This window comes from Burkholderia sp. RF4-BP95, from assembly GCF_001521985.1.
Lineage (GTDB): Bacteria > Pseudomonadota > Gammaproteobacteria > Burkholderiales > Burkholderiaceae > Burkholderia > Burkholderia diffusa.
In genome coordinates, this window is record NZ_LOSX01000042.1 from 133,450 (window position 1) to 150,783 (window position 17,334).

Below are 17,334 nucleotides of genomic sequence, written 5' to 3' on the forward strand. Positions count from 1 at the left end.
CGCGCCGCCCGACCAGGCGAAGCGGCGCAGCGTATGCAAGGCATTGCGCCAGGAGCCCTTGCGTGGCGTCTGTTTCCTGTTGGCTTCCATGTATCTCGCTGACGTGAAGGGCTGGAACCGGCTGTCCGGAAGGAATAACGGCAGACTGCGCGGAATCTTTAACCGGCCGGCCGCGGCTGGCGCTGCCGCCGGGCCGGGTCGTGCACACCGGCGTTCGACAGGCGAACGCCGGTATGGCCTACATCGAGGCTGACTTTATAAGAAATGAGGACGCAGATGAAGCGAAAACTGTTGGTGAGCGGCGCGGCGGCGCTGCTGGTGGCCGGCCATGCGCTGGTCGCGCAGGCGCAACTGAAGCCGGGCGACGCGGCGCCCGACTTCACGACGCAGGCGTCGCTGGGCGGCAAGACTTACACGTACTCGCTGGCCGATGCGTTGAAGCACGGGCCGGTCGTGCTGTACTTCTACCCGGCCGCGTTCACGAAGGGTTGCACCATCGAGGCGCATGCGTTCGCGGATGCCGTCGATCGTTACAAGGCTTACGGCGCGACGGTGATCGGCGTATCCGCGGACAACATCGACACGCTGACGAAGTTCTCGGTGAGCGAGTGCCGCAGCAAGTTCCCGGTCGCGGCCGATCCGGACGCGAAGATCATCCGCGAATACGACGCGAAGCTGCCCGCGCTCGATCGGGCGAACCGCGTGTCCTACGTGATTTCGCCGGAGGGGAAGGTGCTGTACGAATACACGAGCCTGTCGCCCGACAAGCACGTCGAGAACACGCTCGGCGCGGTGAAGGCGTGGGCCGATACGCATCCGAAGCAGTAAGCCGGAGGCGGCAAGCGTGCAGTAAAGCGGCCCGCATCGCGGGCCGCCGGCACGACGAAATGCGCCGCCCCGTGGCGGCCCGGGCGTGTGTTATGCGCGCAACGCCTGTTCGATCGGCACGCTGCCGCCGACGAAGCCGATGACCTTGCGCGAAATGCCGAGCTTGATCGCCTCGATCGCGGCCCATGCGACATCCTGGCGTGACACCGGCGGCGCCGGGTCGAGCGGCTCCTCGGTCAGCGCGATCTTGCCGACGCCCGGGCCGTCCGCGAGGGGGCCGGGGCGCAGGATCACGTAGTCGATGCCCGATGCGATCACGCGTTCGTCGCCTTCGCGCTTCATCCGCGAATAGTGGCGCAGCGCGTCGCCGCTGCGTTCCGGCCAGTACGCGCTCAGCGAACTGATCACGACCAGCTTCTGCACGTTGTAGGCGAGCGCATGCTCGGCCGTGCGCGCGACCGCGTCGCGGTCGATCTGCTCCTCTTCGGCGGCGCCTTCCGATTCCGCCGAGCCGGCCGCGTAGATCACGTGCGTGATGCCCTGGAACGCGTGCGAGAAATCGCCCGTCAGATCGGCCTCGACGACCTTCGCGCCCGGCAGCGCATAGCCGTGCCGGCGCACCAGCGCAGTGACCTCGAATTCCGGCTGCTCGAGCAGCAGATCCGCGCAGGCTCGACCCGTGCGGCCGGTCGCACCAATCAGCAATACCTTCGTCGTCATGAAACCGCTCCTTGCGCGATGCGTCATCCTCCCAGATAGGGACGGACGACCGATACTCAAGTGTATGTCGATTTGGGGAGGCGGCGCGCGGGTAATTGGGGCTGTACCGCTCAGTAACGGCCGGCGCGGCACCCCGTTATCCGCGCGGTCGCGCGCATGGATGGCGGAATCGACCCGCCGACCGGCTATCATGTGCGCGATGCATTTTTCGCCGCTACGCAATACAACGCGGTGACCAACCGGTTGGAGTACACATGGCATTACCCCTGGACAACGTCAGCATGGCCGTGTTCTGCGACTTCGAGAACGTCGCGCTCGGCGTGCGCGACGCGAAGTACGAGAAATTCGACATCAAGCCCGTGCTGGAGCGGCTGCTGCTGAAAGGCAGCATCGTCGTGAAGAAGGCGTATTGCGACTGGGAGCGCTACAAGGGCTTCAAGGCGTCGATGCACGAGGCGAGCTTCGAGCTGATCGAGATTCCGCACGTGCGCCAGTCGGGCAAGAATTCGGCCGACATCCGGCTCGTCGTGGACGCGCTCGACCTCTGCTACACGAAGTCGCACGTCGATACGTTCGTGATCATCAGCGGCGACTCGGATTTCTCGCCGCTCGTGTCGAAGCTGCGCGAGAACGCGAAGAAGGTGATCGGGGTCGGCGTGAAGAAGTCGACCTCGGACCTGCTGGTCGCGAACTGCGACGAATTCATTTTCTACGACGACCTGGTGCGCGAGCAGCAGCGCGCGCTGGCGAAGCGCGAACAGCAGCGCACGGGCAACGGCGGCGCGAAGCGCGCCGACGAGCCGTCGCGCAAGCCGGAGCTGGAAGTGCGCCGGAGCGAGGCGATCGCGCTCGCGGTCGAGACGTTCGACGCGCTGGCATCGGAGCGCGACGACGTCGGCAAGATCTGGGCGTCGGTGCTCAAGAGCGCGATCAAGCGCCGCAAGCCGGATTTCAACGAGTCGTATTACGGCTTCCGTGCGTTCGGCAACCTGCTCGACGAAGCGCAGGCGCGCGGCCTGCTCGAGGTGGGGCGCGACGACAAGTCGGGCGCGTTCGTGTCGCGGCCGCGCCAGTCCGCCGCGGCGGCCGAGCCGGTGGCGGCGCGTGAAACGGGTGGCGCGCAGCACGGCCACGGCGGGCGCCACGGCGAGGCTGCAACGGCCGAGCGCGAGCCGCGGCATCGCGGGCAGCGTGCGGAAGCGGCCGTTCACGAAAGCGTGCAGGTCGATGCCGAAGAGGCGGACATCGTCGACGTCGTGAGCGACGCGGCGCTCGTGCCGGCCGCGACGGCCGAAGCGAATGAAGCGGCCGAGCCGCACGGCGACGCGAAGGACGGCCGCAAGCGCGCGCGCAAGAGCGCGGCGAAGAAGACCGGCGCGAAGAAGGGTGGCGAAGCGAAGGGCGCCGGCCGTCACGCGGCGGCGAAGCCGGACGAGGCTGCACACGGCGGCGCCAAGCACGGCGGCGAGAAACATGCCGAAGCGCCTCATCGCGACGCGGAGCACGGTGAGGACCGCCACGTCGCGGCGCAGCATGCGGCGCCGACGGCCGGCGAGCACGGTGCCTCGACGGCGGCCGCGCAGCCGCCGCACGAAGCAGCACCGGCCGCCGAATCGACCGGTGAAGCGGCTGTCGAAGCGGCACCCGGCGCCAAGCCGAAGAAGCCGGCCCGCAAGACGGCGACCCGCGCGCGTCGCCCGCGCAAGACGGCCGCCGCCGCCGAGTAACGGCGTCACGGCGGGGCGGCGTCCGATCGAGGGCGCCGCCCGCGCCGCCACGTCGGCCGGTGCAATGCCGTCCGACGCGTTCCGCTATCCGTTCAGCACGTATGGCTGCGTCATCACTTCGAGGAAGTGACCGTCCGGATCGTCGAAGTACACACCGCGCCCGCCGTTGTGGCGGTAGATGTCGCCGGGCTGCCGTTTCGCAGGATCGGCCCAGTGCGGTAGCCCGCGCTCGCGAATGCGCGCGAACACGCGATCGAAGCCGGCCTCGTCGGTCAGGAAAGCGTAGTGCTGGGCCGTGATCTCTCCCTCTTTTTCATAGAAGTCGAGCGACACGCCGTTGTCGAGCTGGACGACCAGCATCGCGCCGAACGGCGTCGGCGCCGGCAGTTCCAGAAGCTCGGTGAGGAAGCGGCTCGACGCGTGCTTGTCGCGGCACCAGACGATCGTATGGTTCAGCTGGACGTTCATGGCGGGTCCCCGGGAAGGGGCGCGAGGGGTGGGCATGGACACACGATAGCCGATCACGGCCGGCGTGCAAGCCCGTCACGCGGCCGCCCGATTCGGCCGCGTGACCGTTACCCGCTTACTCGCCCGCCACCGCTGGTCCGCCCGGGTTGCCGCGGCGGTTGCGGCGCTTCTCGCCCCACACGCGGAACCGGTCCATGTACAGATAGACGACCGGCGTCGTGTATAGCGTCAGCACCTGCGACATGATCAGGCCGCCGGCGATCGCGATCCCGAGCGGCGCACGCAGCTCGGCGCCGTCGCCGCTGCCGAACGCGAGCGGCAGCGCGCCGAGGAGCGCCGCCATCGTCGTCATCATGATCGGCCGGAAGCGCAGCAGGCACGCCTCGTGGATCGCATCGAACGACGATTTGTTGCCGTTGCGCGTCTGGTCGATCGCGAAGTCGACCATCATGATCGCGTTCTTCTTCACGATACCGATCAGCAGGATCACGCCGATCAGCGCGATGATGCTGAACTCGGTCTTGAACAGCAGCAGCGCGAGCAGGGCGCCGACGCCGGCCGACGGCAGCGTCGACAGGATCGTGATCGGGTGGATGTAGCTCTCGTACAGGATCCCGAGCACGATGTAGACCGCCAGGAGTGCCGCGAGGATCAGGATCGGCTGGTTGTTCAGCGACTGCTGGAACGCCTGCGCGGTGCCCTGGAAGCTGCCGACGATCGTCGGCGGTACGCCGATCTGCGCCATCGTCTGGTAGATCACCTGGGTCGCCTCCGACAGCGACACGCCCGGCGGCAGATTGAACGAGATCGTCGTCGCGACGAACAGCCCCTGGTGGTTGACCGACAGCGGCGTCGTGCTCGGGCCGAAGGTCGCGATCGCGGACAGCGGGATCATCGTCGACTTCGACGTCGACACCGCCGCGCCCGACGACGCGCTCGACTTGCCGCTCGACGCGATCGAGTTCAGCGCCTGGTTGCGCGCCGAATCGGACGCGATCGCCGCGGCGCTGGTGGCGGCCGTCCCGGCGCTCGACGTGCCGGCCGAGGTCGCGACGAAGGTGCCCGCCGCGGCGTTGGTCGTCTGCGAGCCGTTCGCGCTGCCGCCCGACGTGCTGATCCATACCTGGTTCAGCATCTCCGGGCTCTGCCAGTATTTCGGCGCGACCTCCATCACGACGTGGTACTGGTTCAGCGGGTTGTAGATCGTCGAGACCTGGCGCTGGCCGAACGCGTCGTACAGCGTGTTGTCGATCTGTGAGGGCTTGATGCCGAGCCGCGCGGCGGTCGCGCGGTCGATCGTCACCATCGCCTCGAGGCCGCCTTGCTGCTGGTCGGAGTTCACGTCGGTCAGCTCGGCGCGCTTTTGCAGCGCCTCGGTCAGCAGCGGCCCCCACTTGTACAGCTCGGCGCTCGAATCGCCGAGCAGCGTGAACTGGTACTGCGCATTGCTCTGCCGGCCGCCGACGCGGATGTCCTGCGCGGCCTGCAGGAACGTGCGCGCACCCGCGACGTCCGCGAGCGGCTTGCGCAATTGCTGGATCACCTGGTCGGCCGACAGCTTGCGCTCGGTGCGGTCCTTCAGCGTGACGAACATGAAGCCGGAGTTGGTCTGCGTGCCGCCGGTGAAGCCCGCGACGCTCTTCACGTTCGGGTTGGCCTGCACGATCCGCATCATTTCGGAGAACTTCAGCTTCATCGCCTGGAACGACGTCGACTGGTCGGCCTGGATGCCGCCGATCATCAACCCGGTGTCCTGCTGCGGGAAGAAGCCCTTCGGCACGATGATGTACAGATAGACGTTCAGGCCGATCGTCGCGAACAGGATCAGCAGGACCAGCAGCGGACGGCGCAGCGCCCACGACAGCGTGCGCTCGTAGCCGCGCTGCATCCGCGTGAAGAAGCGCTCGAGGAACCGGCCGAGGCGGCCTTCCTCCCGCACCTCGTGCGACTCGCGCAGCAGCCGCGCGCACATCATCGGCGTGACGGTCAGCGAGACGGCGAGCGACACGCCGATCGCGAGCGACAGCGTCAACGCGAATTCGCGGAACAGGCGCCCGACGATGCCGCCCATCAGCAGGATCGGCAGGAACACCGCGACGAGCGATATGCTCATCGACAGCACGGTGAAGCCGACCTCGCGTGCGCCGTCGAACGCAGCCTGCAGCCGCGGCTTGCCGTTCTCGATGTGGCGCGTGATGTTCTCGAGCACGACGATCGCATCGTCGACGACGAAGCCGGTCGCGACGATCAGCGCCATCAACGACAGGTTGTCGATCGAGAAGCCGAGCAGGTACATCGCGCCGAACGTGCCGATGATCGAGATCGGCACCGCGACGCTCGGAATCAGCGTCGCGCGCCAGTTGCGCAGGAACAGGAACACCACCATCACGACCAGGCTCACCGCGATCAGCAGCGTGTGCTCGGTGTCCTTCAGCGACGCGCGGATCGTCGTCGAACGGTCGAGCACCGGCGTCACCGTGATGTCGGCAGGCAGCGACGCCGTGAGTTGCGGCAGCGCCGCGCGCACGCGGTCGATCGTCTCGATGATGTTCGCGCCGGGCGAGCGGTAGAGAATCACGAGCACCGCGCGCTTGCCGTTCGACAGGCCCAGGTTGCGGAGGTCCTCGACGCCGTCGACGACCTCGGACAGGTCGGACAGCCGCACGGCCGCGCCGTTGCGGTAGGCGACGACCAGGTCGCTGTACTGCGACGCCTGCGAGGCCTGGTCGTTCGTGTAGAGCTGGAAGTGCTTCGGGCCGAATTCGATCGCGCCCTTCGGGCTGTTCGCGTTCGCGGACGCGAGCGCGGCCCGCACGTCCTCGAGGCCGATTCCGTAGTGGAACAGCGCGTGAGGCTCGAGCTCGACGCGCACGGCCGGGTTCGCGGAACCGCTCACCGACACCTGGCCGACCCCGTCGATCTGCGACAGCGACTGCTGCAGCACCGTCGACGCGGCGTCGTACAGCTTCGCGGGCGACGACGTTTCCGATGTGAGCGACACGACCATGATCGGCGAATCGGCCGGGTTGACCTTGCGGTACGTCGGGTTGCTCTTCAGCGACGCGGGCAGGTCGGCGCGCGCCGCGTTGATCGCGGCCTGCACGTCGCGCGCGGCGCCGTCGATGTCGCGGTTCAGCCCGAACTGCAGGATGATCCGCGCGTTGCCGACGGTGCTGGTCGACGTCATTTCGCTGACGTCGGCGATCGAGCCGAGGTGCCGCTCGAGCGGGCTCGTCACGCTGGTCGCGACCGTCTCGGGGCTCGCGCCGGGCAGCGACGCCTGCACCGAGATGGTCGGGAAGTCGACCTGCGGCAGCGGCGACACCGGCAGCTTGATGAACGCGAACAGGCCCGCGAGCGCGACGCCGAGCGCGAGCAGCGTCGTCGCGACGGGGCGGGTGATGAAGGGGCGCGACAGGTTCATCGCTTACGCGCCCGTCTGCTTGCCGGCGTCGCGGCCGGGGCCGTGCCGTTCGAACCAGCCGCGCACGCGGCGCGCGAGGCTGTCGAAGCCGAGGTAGATCACCGGCGTCGTGAACAGCGTCAGCACCTGCGACACGATCAGGCCGCCCGCGATTGCGATCCCGAGCGGCTGGCGCAGCTCGGAGCCCGCGCCGGCGCCGAAGATCAGCGGCACCGCGCCGAGCAGCGCGGCGAGCGTCGTCATCAGGATCGGCCGGAAGCGCAGCAGGCACGCCTGGTAGATCGCCTCGCGCGGCGGCTTGCCTTCGACGCGTTCGGCTTCGAGCGCGAAGTCGATCATCATGATCGCGTTCTTCTTCACGATGCCGATCAGCAGCACGATCCCGATGATCCCGATGATGTCGAGATCGTGCCCGGTGATCATCAGTGCGAGCAGCGCGCCGACGCCGGCCGACGGCAGCGTCGACAGGATCGTGATCGGATGGATGTAGCTTTCGTACAGCACGCCGAGCACGATGTACATCGTGACGACCGCCGCGAGGATCAGGAACAGCTGGTTCGACAGCGACGCCTGGAACGCGAGCGCCGCGCCCTGGAAGCGCGTCTGGAACGAGCCGGGCAGGCCGATGTCCTTCTCGGCGGCGTCGATCGCCTTCACGGCCTCGCCGAGCGACGCGCCCGGTGCGAGGTTGAACGAGACCGTCGTCGACGGGAACTGCGACAGGTGCGCGACGAGCAGCGGCGACGGCCGTTCGTGGAACGACGCGATCGACGACAGCGGCACCTGGCCGCCGCCCGCGGACGGCAGGTAGATGTCGTTCAGCGATTCGGCGTAATGCTGCTCCTTCGGCTCCGACTCGAGAATCACGCGGTACTGGTTCGACTGCGTGAAGATGGTCGACACGATGCGCTGGCCGAACGCGTCGTACAGCGCGTTGTCGACGGTCGCCGGCGTGATGCCGAAGCGCGCGGCGCTCGCGCGGTCGATCTCGATGTAGACCGACTGGCCGTTGCTCTGCAGGTCGGTCGCGACGTCGGCGAGCGACGGCTCCTTCTGCAGCCGCGTGACGAGCTTCGGCACCCAGGTCGCGAATTCGTCAGGATTCGGGCTCGTCAGCATGAACTGGTACTGCGTCGGGCTCACGGTCGAGTCGATCGTCAGGTCCTGCACCGACTGCATGAACAGCGTGATGCCGGTCACGTTCGCGACGCGCTGTTGCAGGTCTCGGATGATCTGCGCGGCCGACTCGGCGCGCTCGTCGCGCGCCTTCAGGTTGATCAGCATCCGGCCGCTGTTCAGCGTGATGTTGCTGCCGTCGACGCCGATGAACGACGTGAGGCTGTCGACGTTCGGGTCCTTCAGGATCTCGGCCGCGAGCGCCTGCTGGCGTTCGGCCATCGCGCCGTACGAGATCGACTGCGGCGCCTGCGTGATCGCCTGGATCACGCCGGTATCCTGCGCGGGGAAGAAGCCTTTCGGCACGTACACGTAGAGCAGGGCGGTGAGCCCGAGCGTCAGCAGCGCGACGACGAGCGTCGAGCGCTGGCGGTTCAGCACCCATTCGAGCGCGACCGCGTAGCGCGCGATCACCCAGTCGATCGCGCGGTGCACGCGCGCCTCGAAGCGGTGGCTTTCGGGCGGCGGCGAGTGGCGCAGCAGCTTCGCGCACATCATCGGCACGAGCGTGAGCGATACGATCGCCGAGATCACGATCGTCACCGCGAGCGTGATCGCGAACTCGTGGAACAGCCGGCCGACGACGTCGCCCATGAACAGCAGCGGAATCAGCACCGCGATCAGCGACACCGTCAGCGAGATGATCGTGAAGCCGATCTGCCGCGAGCCCTTCAGCGCGGCCTCGAGCCCCGAATCGCCTTCCTCGACGTAGCGCGCGATGTTTTCGATCATCACGATCGCGTCGTCGACGACGAAGCCGGTCGCGATCGTGAGCGCCATCAGCGACAGGTTGTTCAGCGAGAAGCCGGCCATGTACATCACCGCGAGCGTGCCGATCAGCGACAGCGGCACCGACAGGCTCGGGATGATGGTCGCGTAGATGTTCGCGAGGAACAGGTACATCACCAGCACGACCAGCGCGACCGCGAGCAGCAGCTCGAACTGCACGTCGCGCACGGCGGCGCGGATCATCGTCGTGCGGTCGGTGACGATCTGCACGTCGAGCGCGGCGGGCAGCGTCTCCTGCAGCTTCGGCAGTTGCGCCTTGATCGCGTCGACGGTCGCGATCACGTTCGCGCCCGGCTGGCGCTGCACGTTCAGGATGATCGCGGGCTCGGCGTTCACCCACGCGCCGAGCTTGGTGTTCTCCGAGCCGGCGACGACCTTCGCGACGTCGGTCAGCATCACCGGGCGGCCGCTCTTGTAGGCGACGACCGCGTCGTTGTATTGATCGGCGCTGGTGAGCTGGTCGTTCGCGTTGATCGTGTACGCGCGCGTCGGGCCGTCGAAGTTGCCTTTCGGCGTGTTCACGTTCAGGTTCGAGATCGTCGTGCGCAGATCGTCGAGGTTCATCCCGTACTTCGCGAGCGCGGTCGGGTTGGCCTGGATCCGCACGGCCGGCCGGTTGCCGCCCGACAGGCTGACGAGGCCGACACCCGCGATCTGCGAGATCTTCATCGCGAGACGCGTGTCGGTCAGGTCCTGTACCTGCGTGAGCGGCAAGGTCTTCGACGTGATGGCCAGCGTCAGCACCGGCGCGTCGGCCGGATTGACCTTCGCGTAGATCGGCGGGGCGGGCAGATCGGACGGCAGCAGGTTGCCGGCCGCGTTGATCGCGGCCTGCACTTCCTGTTCGGCGATGTCGAGCGGCAGGTCGAGCGAGAACTGCAGCGTGATCACCGACGCGCCGGCCGAGCTTTGCGACGACATCTGGTTCAGCGACGGCATCTGGCCGAACTGCCGCTCCAGCGGCGCGGTGACCGACGACGTCATCACCTCCGGGCTCGCGCCCGGATAGAAGGTCTGGACCTGGATCGTCGGGTAGTCGACTTCGGGCAGCGCGGCGAGCGGCAGGAAGCGCAGCGCGACGAGACCGGCCAGCATGATCGCCGCCATCAGGAGGGCGGTGCCGACCGGCCGGAGAATGAAGAGGCGGGATGGATTCATCGAGCGGCCCGCGCGTTACTGGGCCGCGGGGGCCGCTGCCTGCGACGCGTCGTGCTTCTGTCCGCCGCGGTGGGCGGCCGCGCCCGGTGCACCCGACGCCGCGCCGGCGCCGTGCGCGCCCGACGCGCCTTTCGGCTTGTCGGCCGGGATCGTGATCTTCGCGCCTTCGCGCAGCCGGTCGGAGCCGTCGGTGACCACGCGCTCGCCGATCGCGACGCCGCTGACGATGCTGGTGCGCTCGCCGTCGACCGGGCCGACCTTGACCTTGCGCACCGTCACCGTGTTGTCGGGTTTCACGATGTACACGAACTGGCCGATCGAGCCCGTCAGCACGGCGGCCGTCGGCACGATCGTCGCATCGCGCATCACGTCGACCAGCAGCCGCGTGTTTACGAACTGATTCGGAAACAGCAGGCCTTCCTTGTTGTCGAAGGTCGCGCGCAGCTTGACCGTGCCGGTGCTCGTGTCGATCTGGTTGTCGAGCGTCTGGAGCGAACCCGTTTCGAGCGGCACCGTGTTGTTGCGGTTGTACGCGGTGACCGACAGTTTCCGGCCCGCGTTCACCTGCTTGACGATCTGCGGCAGGTTGTCCTCCGAGGTCGTGAAGATCACGCTCATCGGCTGCAGCTGCGTGATCACGACGATCCCGTTCGTGTCGCCCGGCGTCACGTAGTTGCCGGGGTCGACCTGGCGCAGGCCGACGCGGCCCGACACCGGCGCCGTGATGCGCGCGTACGTGAGGTTGAGCTTCGCGGAGTCGATCGCTGCCTGGTCGGTCTTCACCGTTCCTTCGTATTGCTTGACGAGCGACGCCTGGGTGTCGACCGTCTGCGACGCGATCGAGTCCTGCGACAGCAGCGTCTGGTAGCGCTTCAGGTCGATGCGGGCCGTCGCGAGCAGCGCCGAGTCGCGCGCATGCGTGCCTTCGGCATTCTCGAGCGCGACCTGATACGGGCGCGGGTCGACCTGCGCGAGCAGGTCGCCTTTCTTGACGATCTGGCCTTCCTGGAACGCGACGGACTGCAGATAACCCGACAACTGCGTCTTGACCGTCACGTTCGCGAGCGGCGTCACGGTGCCGAGCGCGGACAGCACGATCGGCATCTCGCCCTGCGTCGCGGTCGCGACCGATACGGGTTGCGGAACGTTCGCCATGGCGGCGGGGCCGCCGCGGCCGCGATGGCCGCCACCGCCGGCGCTCGCGCCGGAGGCAGCGCTGCCCGCTGCCGGCGCGTCCGCCTGCGTACGGTTCCACGGGTGCCACCACAGCAAGCCGCCGATGACGACGACCGCGAGCGTCCCGATCACCAGCGTGCGGCGCGGACGGCGCGCGGCGGGGGAGGCGGGATCCTTCGAAGGGGGCGTGGGCTTTTGTTGGTTGTCCATCGTGTTCTGTCAGGAAGACGGCGCGGCGGGCCGGGAAACGGGCTTGGGGCGGCGCGTGGGCTTGCGGTGCCGGAGGGCCGGCTCGGTCCGGGCCCTTCCGGCCCGCGCGGGAAAAGAAAAGAGCGGTGCGCGCCGAGAATGCGGCGCGACGATGGGCATGATGCTACGTCCCGTCCCCGTTACAGTCCAGTCGTCTATCTTTCAACGGGTTACGGTCGTTACAGAAGGCGACGGGACGATGACGGATCGATTACACGGCGCTGCGCCGGGCGGGTGCGCCGCCGATCTCGCGGGTGATTTTCGCGATGCATTCGTGCAGCGCGGGCACCACGTGTTCCTGCAGCCATTCGGGCGGGCACTGACTGGATGCGCCGCCGCAGTTCACCGAATAGCGCTGGCCCGACGGGCCGACGAAACCGGCCGCGACCGCGTTCAGCCCTTCGCGCCATTCGCCGATCGCGATCGCATGGCCCGTGCGCATCGCGTCCTCGACGCCGGGGTTCAGGCGCGCCGATACGTGCGGCCAGTCGTCGCCGGCCGTCGCGCGCAGCGCGTCGAGCAGCACGCGGCGCTCGTCGTCCTCCAGTGCCGCGAGATACGCGCGGCCGACCGCGGTGCGCGCGATGTCCATCCGCGAGCCGATCTCGAGACGCGTGACGAGCACGGCCGAGCGCGGCCGGATCACGTCGATCGCGACCATGTCGAGCCGGTCGCGCACCGCGAGGTGCACCGACAGCGACGTGCGCTCGGCGAGTTCGATCATGAACGGCCGCGAGCGCGCGCGGATGTCGAAGTTGCGCAGGAAGCCGTGGCTCAGCTCCAGCACCGACGCGGTCAGCACGAAGCGCTCGCTATCGGGCAACTGGAACAGGAAGCCGGCGCTGACGAGCGTCGCGGTGATGCGCGACACGGTCGGCTTCGGGATGCCCGTCAATTCGGTGAGTTCGCGGTTGCTGACCGGGGCGTCGGCGGCCGCGATGCGCCGCAGCACGGCGAGGCCGCGCGCGAGCGCGGTGATCTCGTCCGGCGACGATTCGCGGTCTCGGGGCGCGGGAGGCGTTACAGGTGTCGACACGAGGGATTCTCTCTATTTCCGAAACTCGATTTCAATTTTGTTGGTATTGTAGGATGATTGTCAAAAGATGCATGTTCCATGGGTGAATCGTTCATCGCATGAGATTTTACGGGTTCACCCTTGGTTTATTAGGAAAGCGCTCAAATGAGCATTACCGGGAGGTGAACAAACCGGTGCAAATACCGCTTGACTTGTCGGGCGGAAACGGAAAGAATGTCTCACGTTTTCGAAACATCGTTTCACGAGTTTAACCGGCAACGGTGTTTCGCGCAGTCTCTCAGGTTCTAGCACGGCCCTCGGAATGGCTAGAACTTTTTTAGCGCCACGGTCTCCGTGGCGCTTTTTTTTGCCCGTCCGCCGGACGCATCAGGTCCGTATTATCCCCCGATCGCTGAAATCGCCCGTTCGACCGTGCTCGTGCGCGCCTGCGTGCGTGCGGCGCGCGCAAAAAAAAGCGCGATGCCCGCAATGGGCATCGCGCGTAAACCGGCGTGGAGCGCCGACGAATGAAACGTGAAGAAGAAAGCGTGACAGGGGCACGCGGCCCCACAGTGCCGAAGGTCAGCCCTTCGCGAGCTTGATGCTGGTCGGCTCGGCCGTCAGGTAGCCGACACTGGCGCCGAAGCGGTCCTTGAAGTTCGCGCGAACGAGCGGATCGAGCGTCGGCTTGACCTTGTCGTGCAGCGGCGACTCCCAGTCGCCCGCGTGCTGGAAGTTGCTCATGATGTAGGTCCAGCCGTTGATCTCGTCGACCGCGTGCAGGCCCGTCGATTCGGCGCCGGCCGGGCACGACAGCACGCGTGCGAGCGACTTCGTGTCGACGTTGTACGCCCACAGGAAGTTGTTCACGTGCATGCCCGAGTCTTCGCCGATGAAGAGCGTGCGCAGTTTCTCGGAGAACTTCAGGTTGTCGGGGTTCGCGATCTTGTCCGGGTTCGCGAGGTTGCCGAGCGCATCGGCCGCGGCGAGGTCCTCGCCGACGAGCGCGGCCGGCGCGCCCATGTCGACCGGCACCCACTCGCTGTCGATCGCGCCGCCCGACGTGTCGCGCTGGCCGGCCTTCAGGTTCAGCGCGTAGACGGCGCCTGCCGCGATCTTCTTGTCCACCGCGACGTCGCGCGACACCGCATTGCCCTGGACCATCGACGTCTCGATCCGCGACATCGCCGTGTAGACGATCTTGTCCTTCGCGTTGACCGTCGTGCCTTCGAGCTTCGTGAACGCCATGCTGCCGCCGATCAGCGCCGCGTAGCGGTGCGTCTCGAGGAACGCGGCCGCCTTTTCCATCCCGGGCTTCACGCGCATCCAGTTGAACTTGCCCCCGAAGTGGATCTTCGTGTAGCTCGCGTCGTTCGGGTCGGTCGTCGTCAGGTCCATGATGTCCGACGCCTTCAGCGTGTTCGCGAGCGTCTCGATCTCGCTGCTGGTCGCGTGACCGATCCTGATCCACGTGAGCGTCGCGCTGCCGGCGCCGGCGGACGACGTCTGCGTCCACTTCGCGACGTACAGCGTGCCGGCCGACAGGTCGGCCGCCTTGTCGGCGACGAACATGAACAGGCCGCCGTTGGTGGCGTCGTCGCCCATCATCACCGTGCGCTGGTCCGGCATCACCTGGATCAGCTCGTGCGAGATGCGGCCGAGGCAGTAGTGCTTCTTCACCGAGCCGGTGCCGTCCGGGTTCACCGTGATCTCGGGCAGGTGGCCGTAGTGATAGGGGTTCGCCTTCGTCTCGTCGCCGAACGTGTTCCGGCTGAATGCCTTGAACTGCGCGTCGGTCGCGGCCTTCGTGGCGTCCGGCTCGTATTCCTCGCTCGACAGGTGCGTGCCCCACGGCGACAGGCTCGCGCCGCACGTGATCCACAGGCCGTGCGCCTTCGACGTGTCGACGTTGTGATACTTGACGACCTTCAGCGCGCCGCTGGACGGATCCTGGTCGAGCGTGATCACCGCGATCGGCGACGGCAGCTGGCCGTACTGCGATGCGCTCGCCTGATCGCGCGTCGTGTATTCGAACTGCACGACCGCGAACACCGTGTTGCCCTTCACGCCGGCCACGTTCGCATTCTTCAGCGTCAGCAGCGAGCTGCCGTCCGGGCAGTCCGAATAGAACTGGCGCTCCTTGCCCGCCACCGAGCGGTCGATGATCGGCTGGTTGTTGATGTCGTAGTAGCCGCCCGCGAGCGTCGTGCCGCCCTTGCCGTCCGGCACCATGTCGCCCGTCACGAAGAACGGCCGGTACGCGAGCTTGAAGTTGCGCGACGAGCCGTCCGAGAACGACACCGACAGCGTCGAGCCGACCGTCGTCGTGGCCATAGCGGCCGCGTTGTCGAGCGTGGGCGCGGCCATCGCCGAGAATGCCGCCGACGTGTACGCGGCGGCGGCCGGCGTCGCCGCCGGATTGTCGTCGCCGCCGCAGCCCGTCAGCAGGGCCGGCAGCGCGAGGCCGGAGAGGGGCAGCATGGGCGCGCCGGCGAGGATCTTCAGGGCCTGACGACGGGAAGCATTGGGCAACGCGGGCATGTGGAGTCCAGTTTCGAATGTTGGAAGAATGGCCTTTCGCGAAGCAGGCGATCAGCAAGCAATGCGAAGGCGAGTTGAAAACTGGACCGAAGTGTAGGGATGCTCGATGAAAGTTTTTTGAATTGAAAACGTAATGATGCGTCGGGCGTCCGTCAGGCCTGCTGCCGGACGCCGGTCGGGCGACTGTTCGCGCTCAGTCGCGCTCGGGCGTCGCCGAGATGCGGTGGATCGACAGGTCGGCGCCGTCGAATTCGGCTTCGCGCTCGAGGCGCAGCCCGACGGTCGCCTTCAGCGCACCGTACACGAGCGTGCTGCCGGCGGTGGCGATCGCGATGCCGCCGAGCGTGCCGATGAGTTGCGACACGAACGACACGCCGCCGAGGCCGCCGAACGCGGGTTGCCCGAACACGCCGGCCGCGATGCCGCCGAGCGCGCCGCACATCCCGTGCAGCGGCCACACGCCGAGCACGTCGTCGATGCGCCACTTGTTCTGCACGCAGGTGAACATCGCGACGAACAACGCGCCGGCTGCCGCGCCGGTGACGAGCGCACCGATCGGGTGCATCACGTCGGAGCCCGCGCAGACCGCGACGAGGCCCGCGAGCGGGCCGTTGTACGTGAAACCCGGATCGTTGCGGCCGGCCATCCACGCGGCGAGCGTGCCGCCGACCATCGCCATCAGCGAGTTCACGGCGACCAGGCCGCTGATCTTGTCGAGCGTCTGCGCGCTCATCACGTTGAAGCCGAACCAGCCGACCGCGAGCACCCACGCGCCGAGCGCGAGGAACGGAATGTTCGACGGCGGGTGCGCGGCGATCCGGCCGTCCTTCGCATAGCGGCCGTGGCGTGCGCCGAGCAGCAGCACGGCCGGCAGCGCAACCCAGCCGCCGAACGCGTGCACGACGACCGAGCCCGCGAAATCGTGGAACGGCGCGCCGAACGCATGCGTGAGCCAGCCCTGCACGCCGAAGCGTTCATTCCATGCCATTCCTTCGAAGAACGGATAGATGAAGCCGACGATGATCAGCGTCGCGACGAGTTGAGGATTGAATTTCGCGCGTTCGGCGATGCCGCCGGACACGATCGCGGGAATGGCCGCCGCGAACGTCAGCAGGAAGAAGAAGCGCACGAGCGCGTAGCCGCTGTGCTGCGACAGCGTGCCGATGTCGTCGAAGAACTCGACGCCATACGCGATCGTGTAGCCGATGAAGAAATACGCGAGCGTCGACACCGAGAAGTCGACCAGGATCTTCACGAGCGCGTTGACCTGGTTCTTCTTGCGGACCGTGCCGAGCTCGAGAAATGCGAAGCCCGCGTGCATCGCGAGCACCATGACGGCGCCGATCAACAGGAACAATGTGTCGACGCCGGATTTCAGACCATCCATGCCGTGGCTTCCTTGCGCAAAAAACGGGCAAGGAATGCAAATATCGAGCCAACTTGGTGAACGCGTGCGTATAAGTGGTGCGGGCGGCCGTGCGATGCGGCACGCGGGCGATGCGTGCACGGGAGCGGGGCAGGCCGCGTGTGGGGCCGGAGGCGCAGCGGGTGCACGCGTGTGGTGCGACGCGAGCGCAACTGGTGCGTGCGATGCGCGGCGTGGTGCGCCGCGATGCACCGGTCTGGCGCGTCAGCGGCGGGCGAACAGCACGCGCGAGCGCCGCAGCCGCAGTGCGCAGGCACACCAATAGGCGGCGACGGTGGTGAGCCCGAGTGCGGCAAACGCGAGCGCCGCGAAGCCCGCGTGCGACTGGCCGTCGCCGTCGGAGCCAAGGATGCCTTGCGCGACGATCAGCGCGGCCGTCCAGAAGCCGATCACCGCCTGGGCGAGCAGGCGAGCGCACGCCACGCGGCGCGGGCGTCCGGCCGCGCGCAGGCGCGACGCGGACGGTGAGCGAAGGCACAGGAACAGGGTGGCGGCGAGCGCGGCGGCCAGCGCGATGAACCAGTCGATGAGGAAAGCCATGAAGAAGCGGGCAGCAGACGGAGCGGATTGAAGCCTGCCCACTTTAGTCTCGGCACGCCTGCGATTGAATCAGACAAATCCGAAATTGAAAGGCATT

Annotated in this window: 11 protein-coding genes; 2 read left to right on the forward strand and 9 right to left on the reverse strand. The window is 67.4% G+C overall.

Features of this window, described 5'->3' with window-relative positions; all coding sequences use genetic code 11:
• Positions 1-276 precede the first annotated feature (276 nt).
• Complete coding sequence (locus WS46_RS16305) at positions 277-828, forward strand: peroxiredoxin (RefSeq protein ID WP_059691117.1); 552 nt, start codon at positions 277-279, stop codon at positions 826-828.
• 90 nt (positions 829-918) lie between these two features.
• Here WS46_RS16305 and WS46_RS16310 read toward each other — a convergent pair whose 3' ends face one another.
• Positions 919-1,548: an SDR family oxidoreductase gene (locus tag WS46_RS16310; protein ID WP_059691118.1), complete on the reverse strand. Its 630-nt coding sequence runs from the start codon at positions 1,546-1,548 to the stop codon at positions 919-921.
• A 254-nt stretch (positions 1,549-1,802) separates the two neighbouring features.
• Here WS46_RS16310 and WS46_RS16315 point away from each other — a divergent pair, with 254 nt between their 5' ends.
• The gene (locus tag WS46_RS16315) at positions 1,803-3,275 is read left to right on the forward strand and encodes an NYN domain-containing protein (RefSeq protein ID WP_059691119.1); all 1,473 of its coding nucleotides are present in this window, start codon (positions 1,803-1,805) and stop codon (positions 3,273-3,275) included.
• A gap of 84 nt (positions 3,276-3,359) precedes the next feature.
• On the opposite strand, the gene WS46_RS16320 is transcribed toward WS46_RS16315, so the two are convergent.
• The 8 genes from WS46_RS16320 to WS46_RS16355 all read right to left on the reverse strand — a co-directional run bounded on the left by WS46_RS16320 (position 3,360) and on the right by WS46_RS16355 (position 17,237).
• Positions 3,360-3,743, reverse strand: a complete 384-nt coding sequence (locus WS46_RS16320; protein ID WP_059467132.1) for a VOC family protein — start codon at positions 3,741-3,743, stop codon at positions 3,360-3,362.
• Between the two features lie 115 nt (positions 3,744-3,858).
• Entirely contained in the window at positions 3,859-7,167 is a 3,309-nt protein-coding gene (locus WS46_RS16325; protein ID WP_059691120.1) for an efflux RND transporter permease subunit, read from the reverse strand.
• A 3-nt stretch (positions 7,168-7,170) separates the two neighbouring features.
• Positions 7,171-10,290 (reverse strand): MdtB/MuxB family multidrug efflux RND transporter permease subunit, encoded by a 3,120-nt coding sequence (locus WS46_RS16330; RefSeq protein WP_059691121.1) that lies wholly within the window; start codon positions 10,288-10,290, stop codon positions 7,171-7,173.
• Between the two features lie 15 nt (positions 10,291-10,305).
• Positions 10,306-11,676 carry an MdtA/MuxA family multidrug efflux RND transporter periplasmic adaptor subunit gene (locus WS46_RS16335; protein WP_059691122.1) on the reverse strand — a complete coding sequence of 457 codons (1,371 nt, stop codon included), beginning with the start codon at positions 11,674-11,676 and terminating at the stop codon, positions 10,306-10,308.
• A 250-nt stretch (positions 11,677-11,926) separates the two neighbouring features.
• A complete protein-coding gene (locus WS46_RS16340; protein WP_059691123.1) occupies positions 11,927-12,751 on the reverse strand; it encodes an IclR family transcriptional regulator in 825 nt (274 codons plus the stop codon).
• A gap of 561 nt (positions 12,752-13,312) precedes the next feature.
• Entirely contained in the window at positions 13,313-15,271 is a 1,959-nt protein-coding gene (locus WS46_RS16345) for a PhoX family phosphatase (RefSeq protein ID WP_059691124.1), read from the reverse strand.
• Between the two features lie 193 nt (positions 15,272-15,464).
• On the reverse strand, positions 15,465-16,658 hold the full coding sequence (locus tag WS46_RS16350) for an ammonium transporter (RefSeq protein WP_059691125.1): 1,194 nt from the start codon (positions 16,656-16,658) through the stop codon (positions 15,465-15,467).
• Between the two features lie 243 nt (positions 16,659-16,901).
• Complete coding sequence (locus tag WS46_RS16355; RefSeq protein WP_059691126.1) at positions 16,902-17,237, reverse strand: hypothetical protein; 336 nt, start codon at positions 17,235-17,237, stop codon at positions 16,902-16,904.
• Positions 17,238-17,334: the final 97 nt, after the last annotated feature.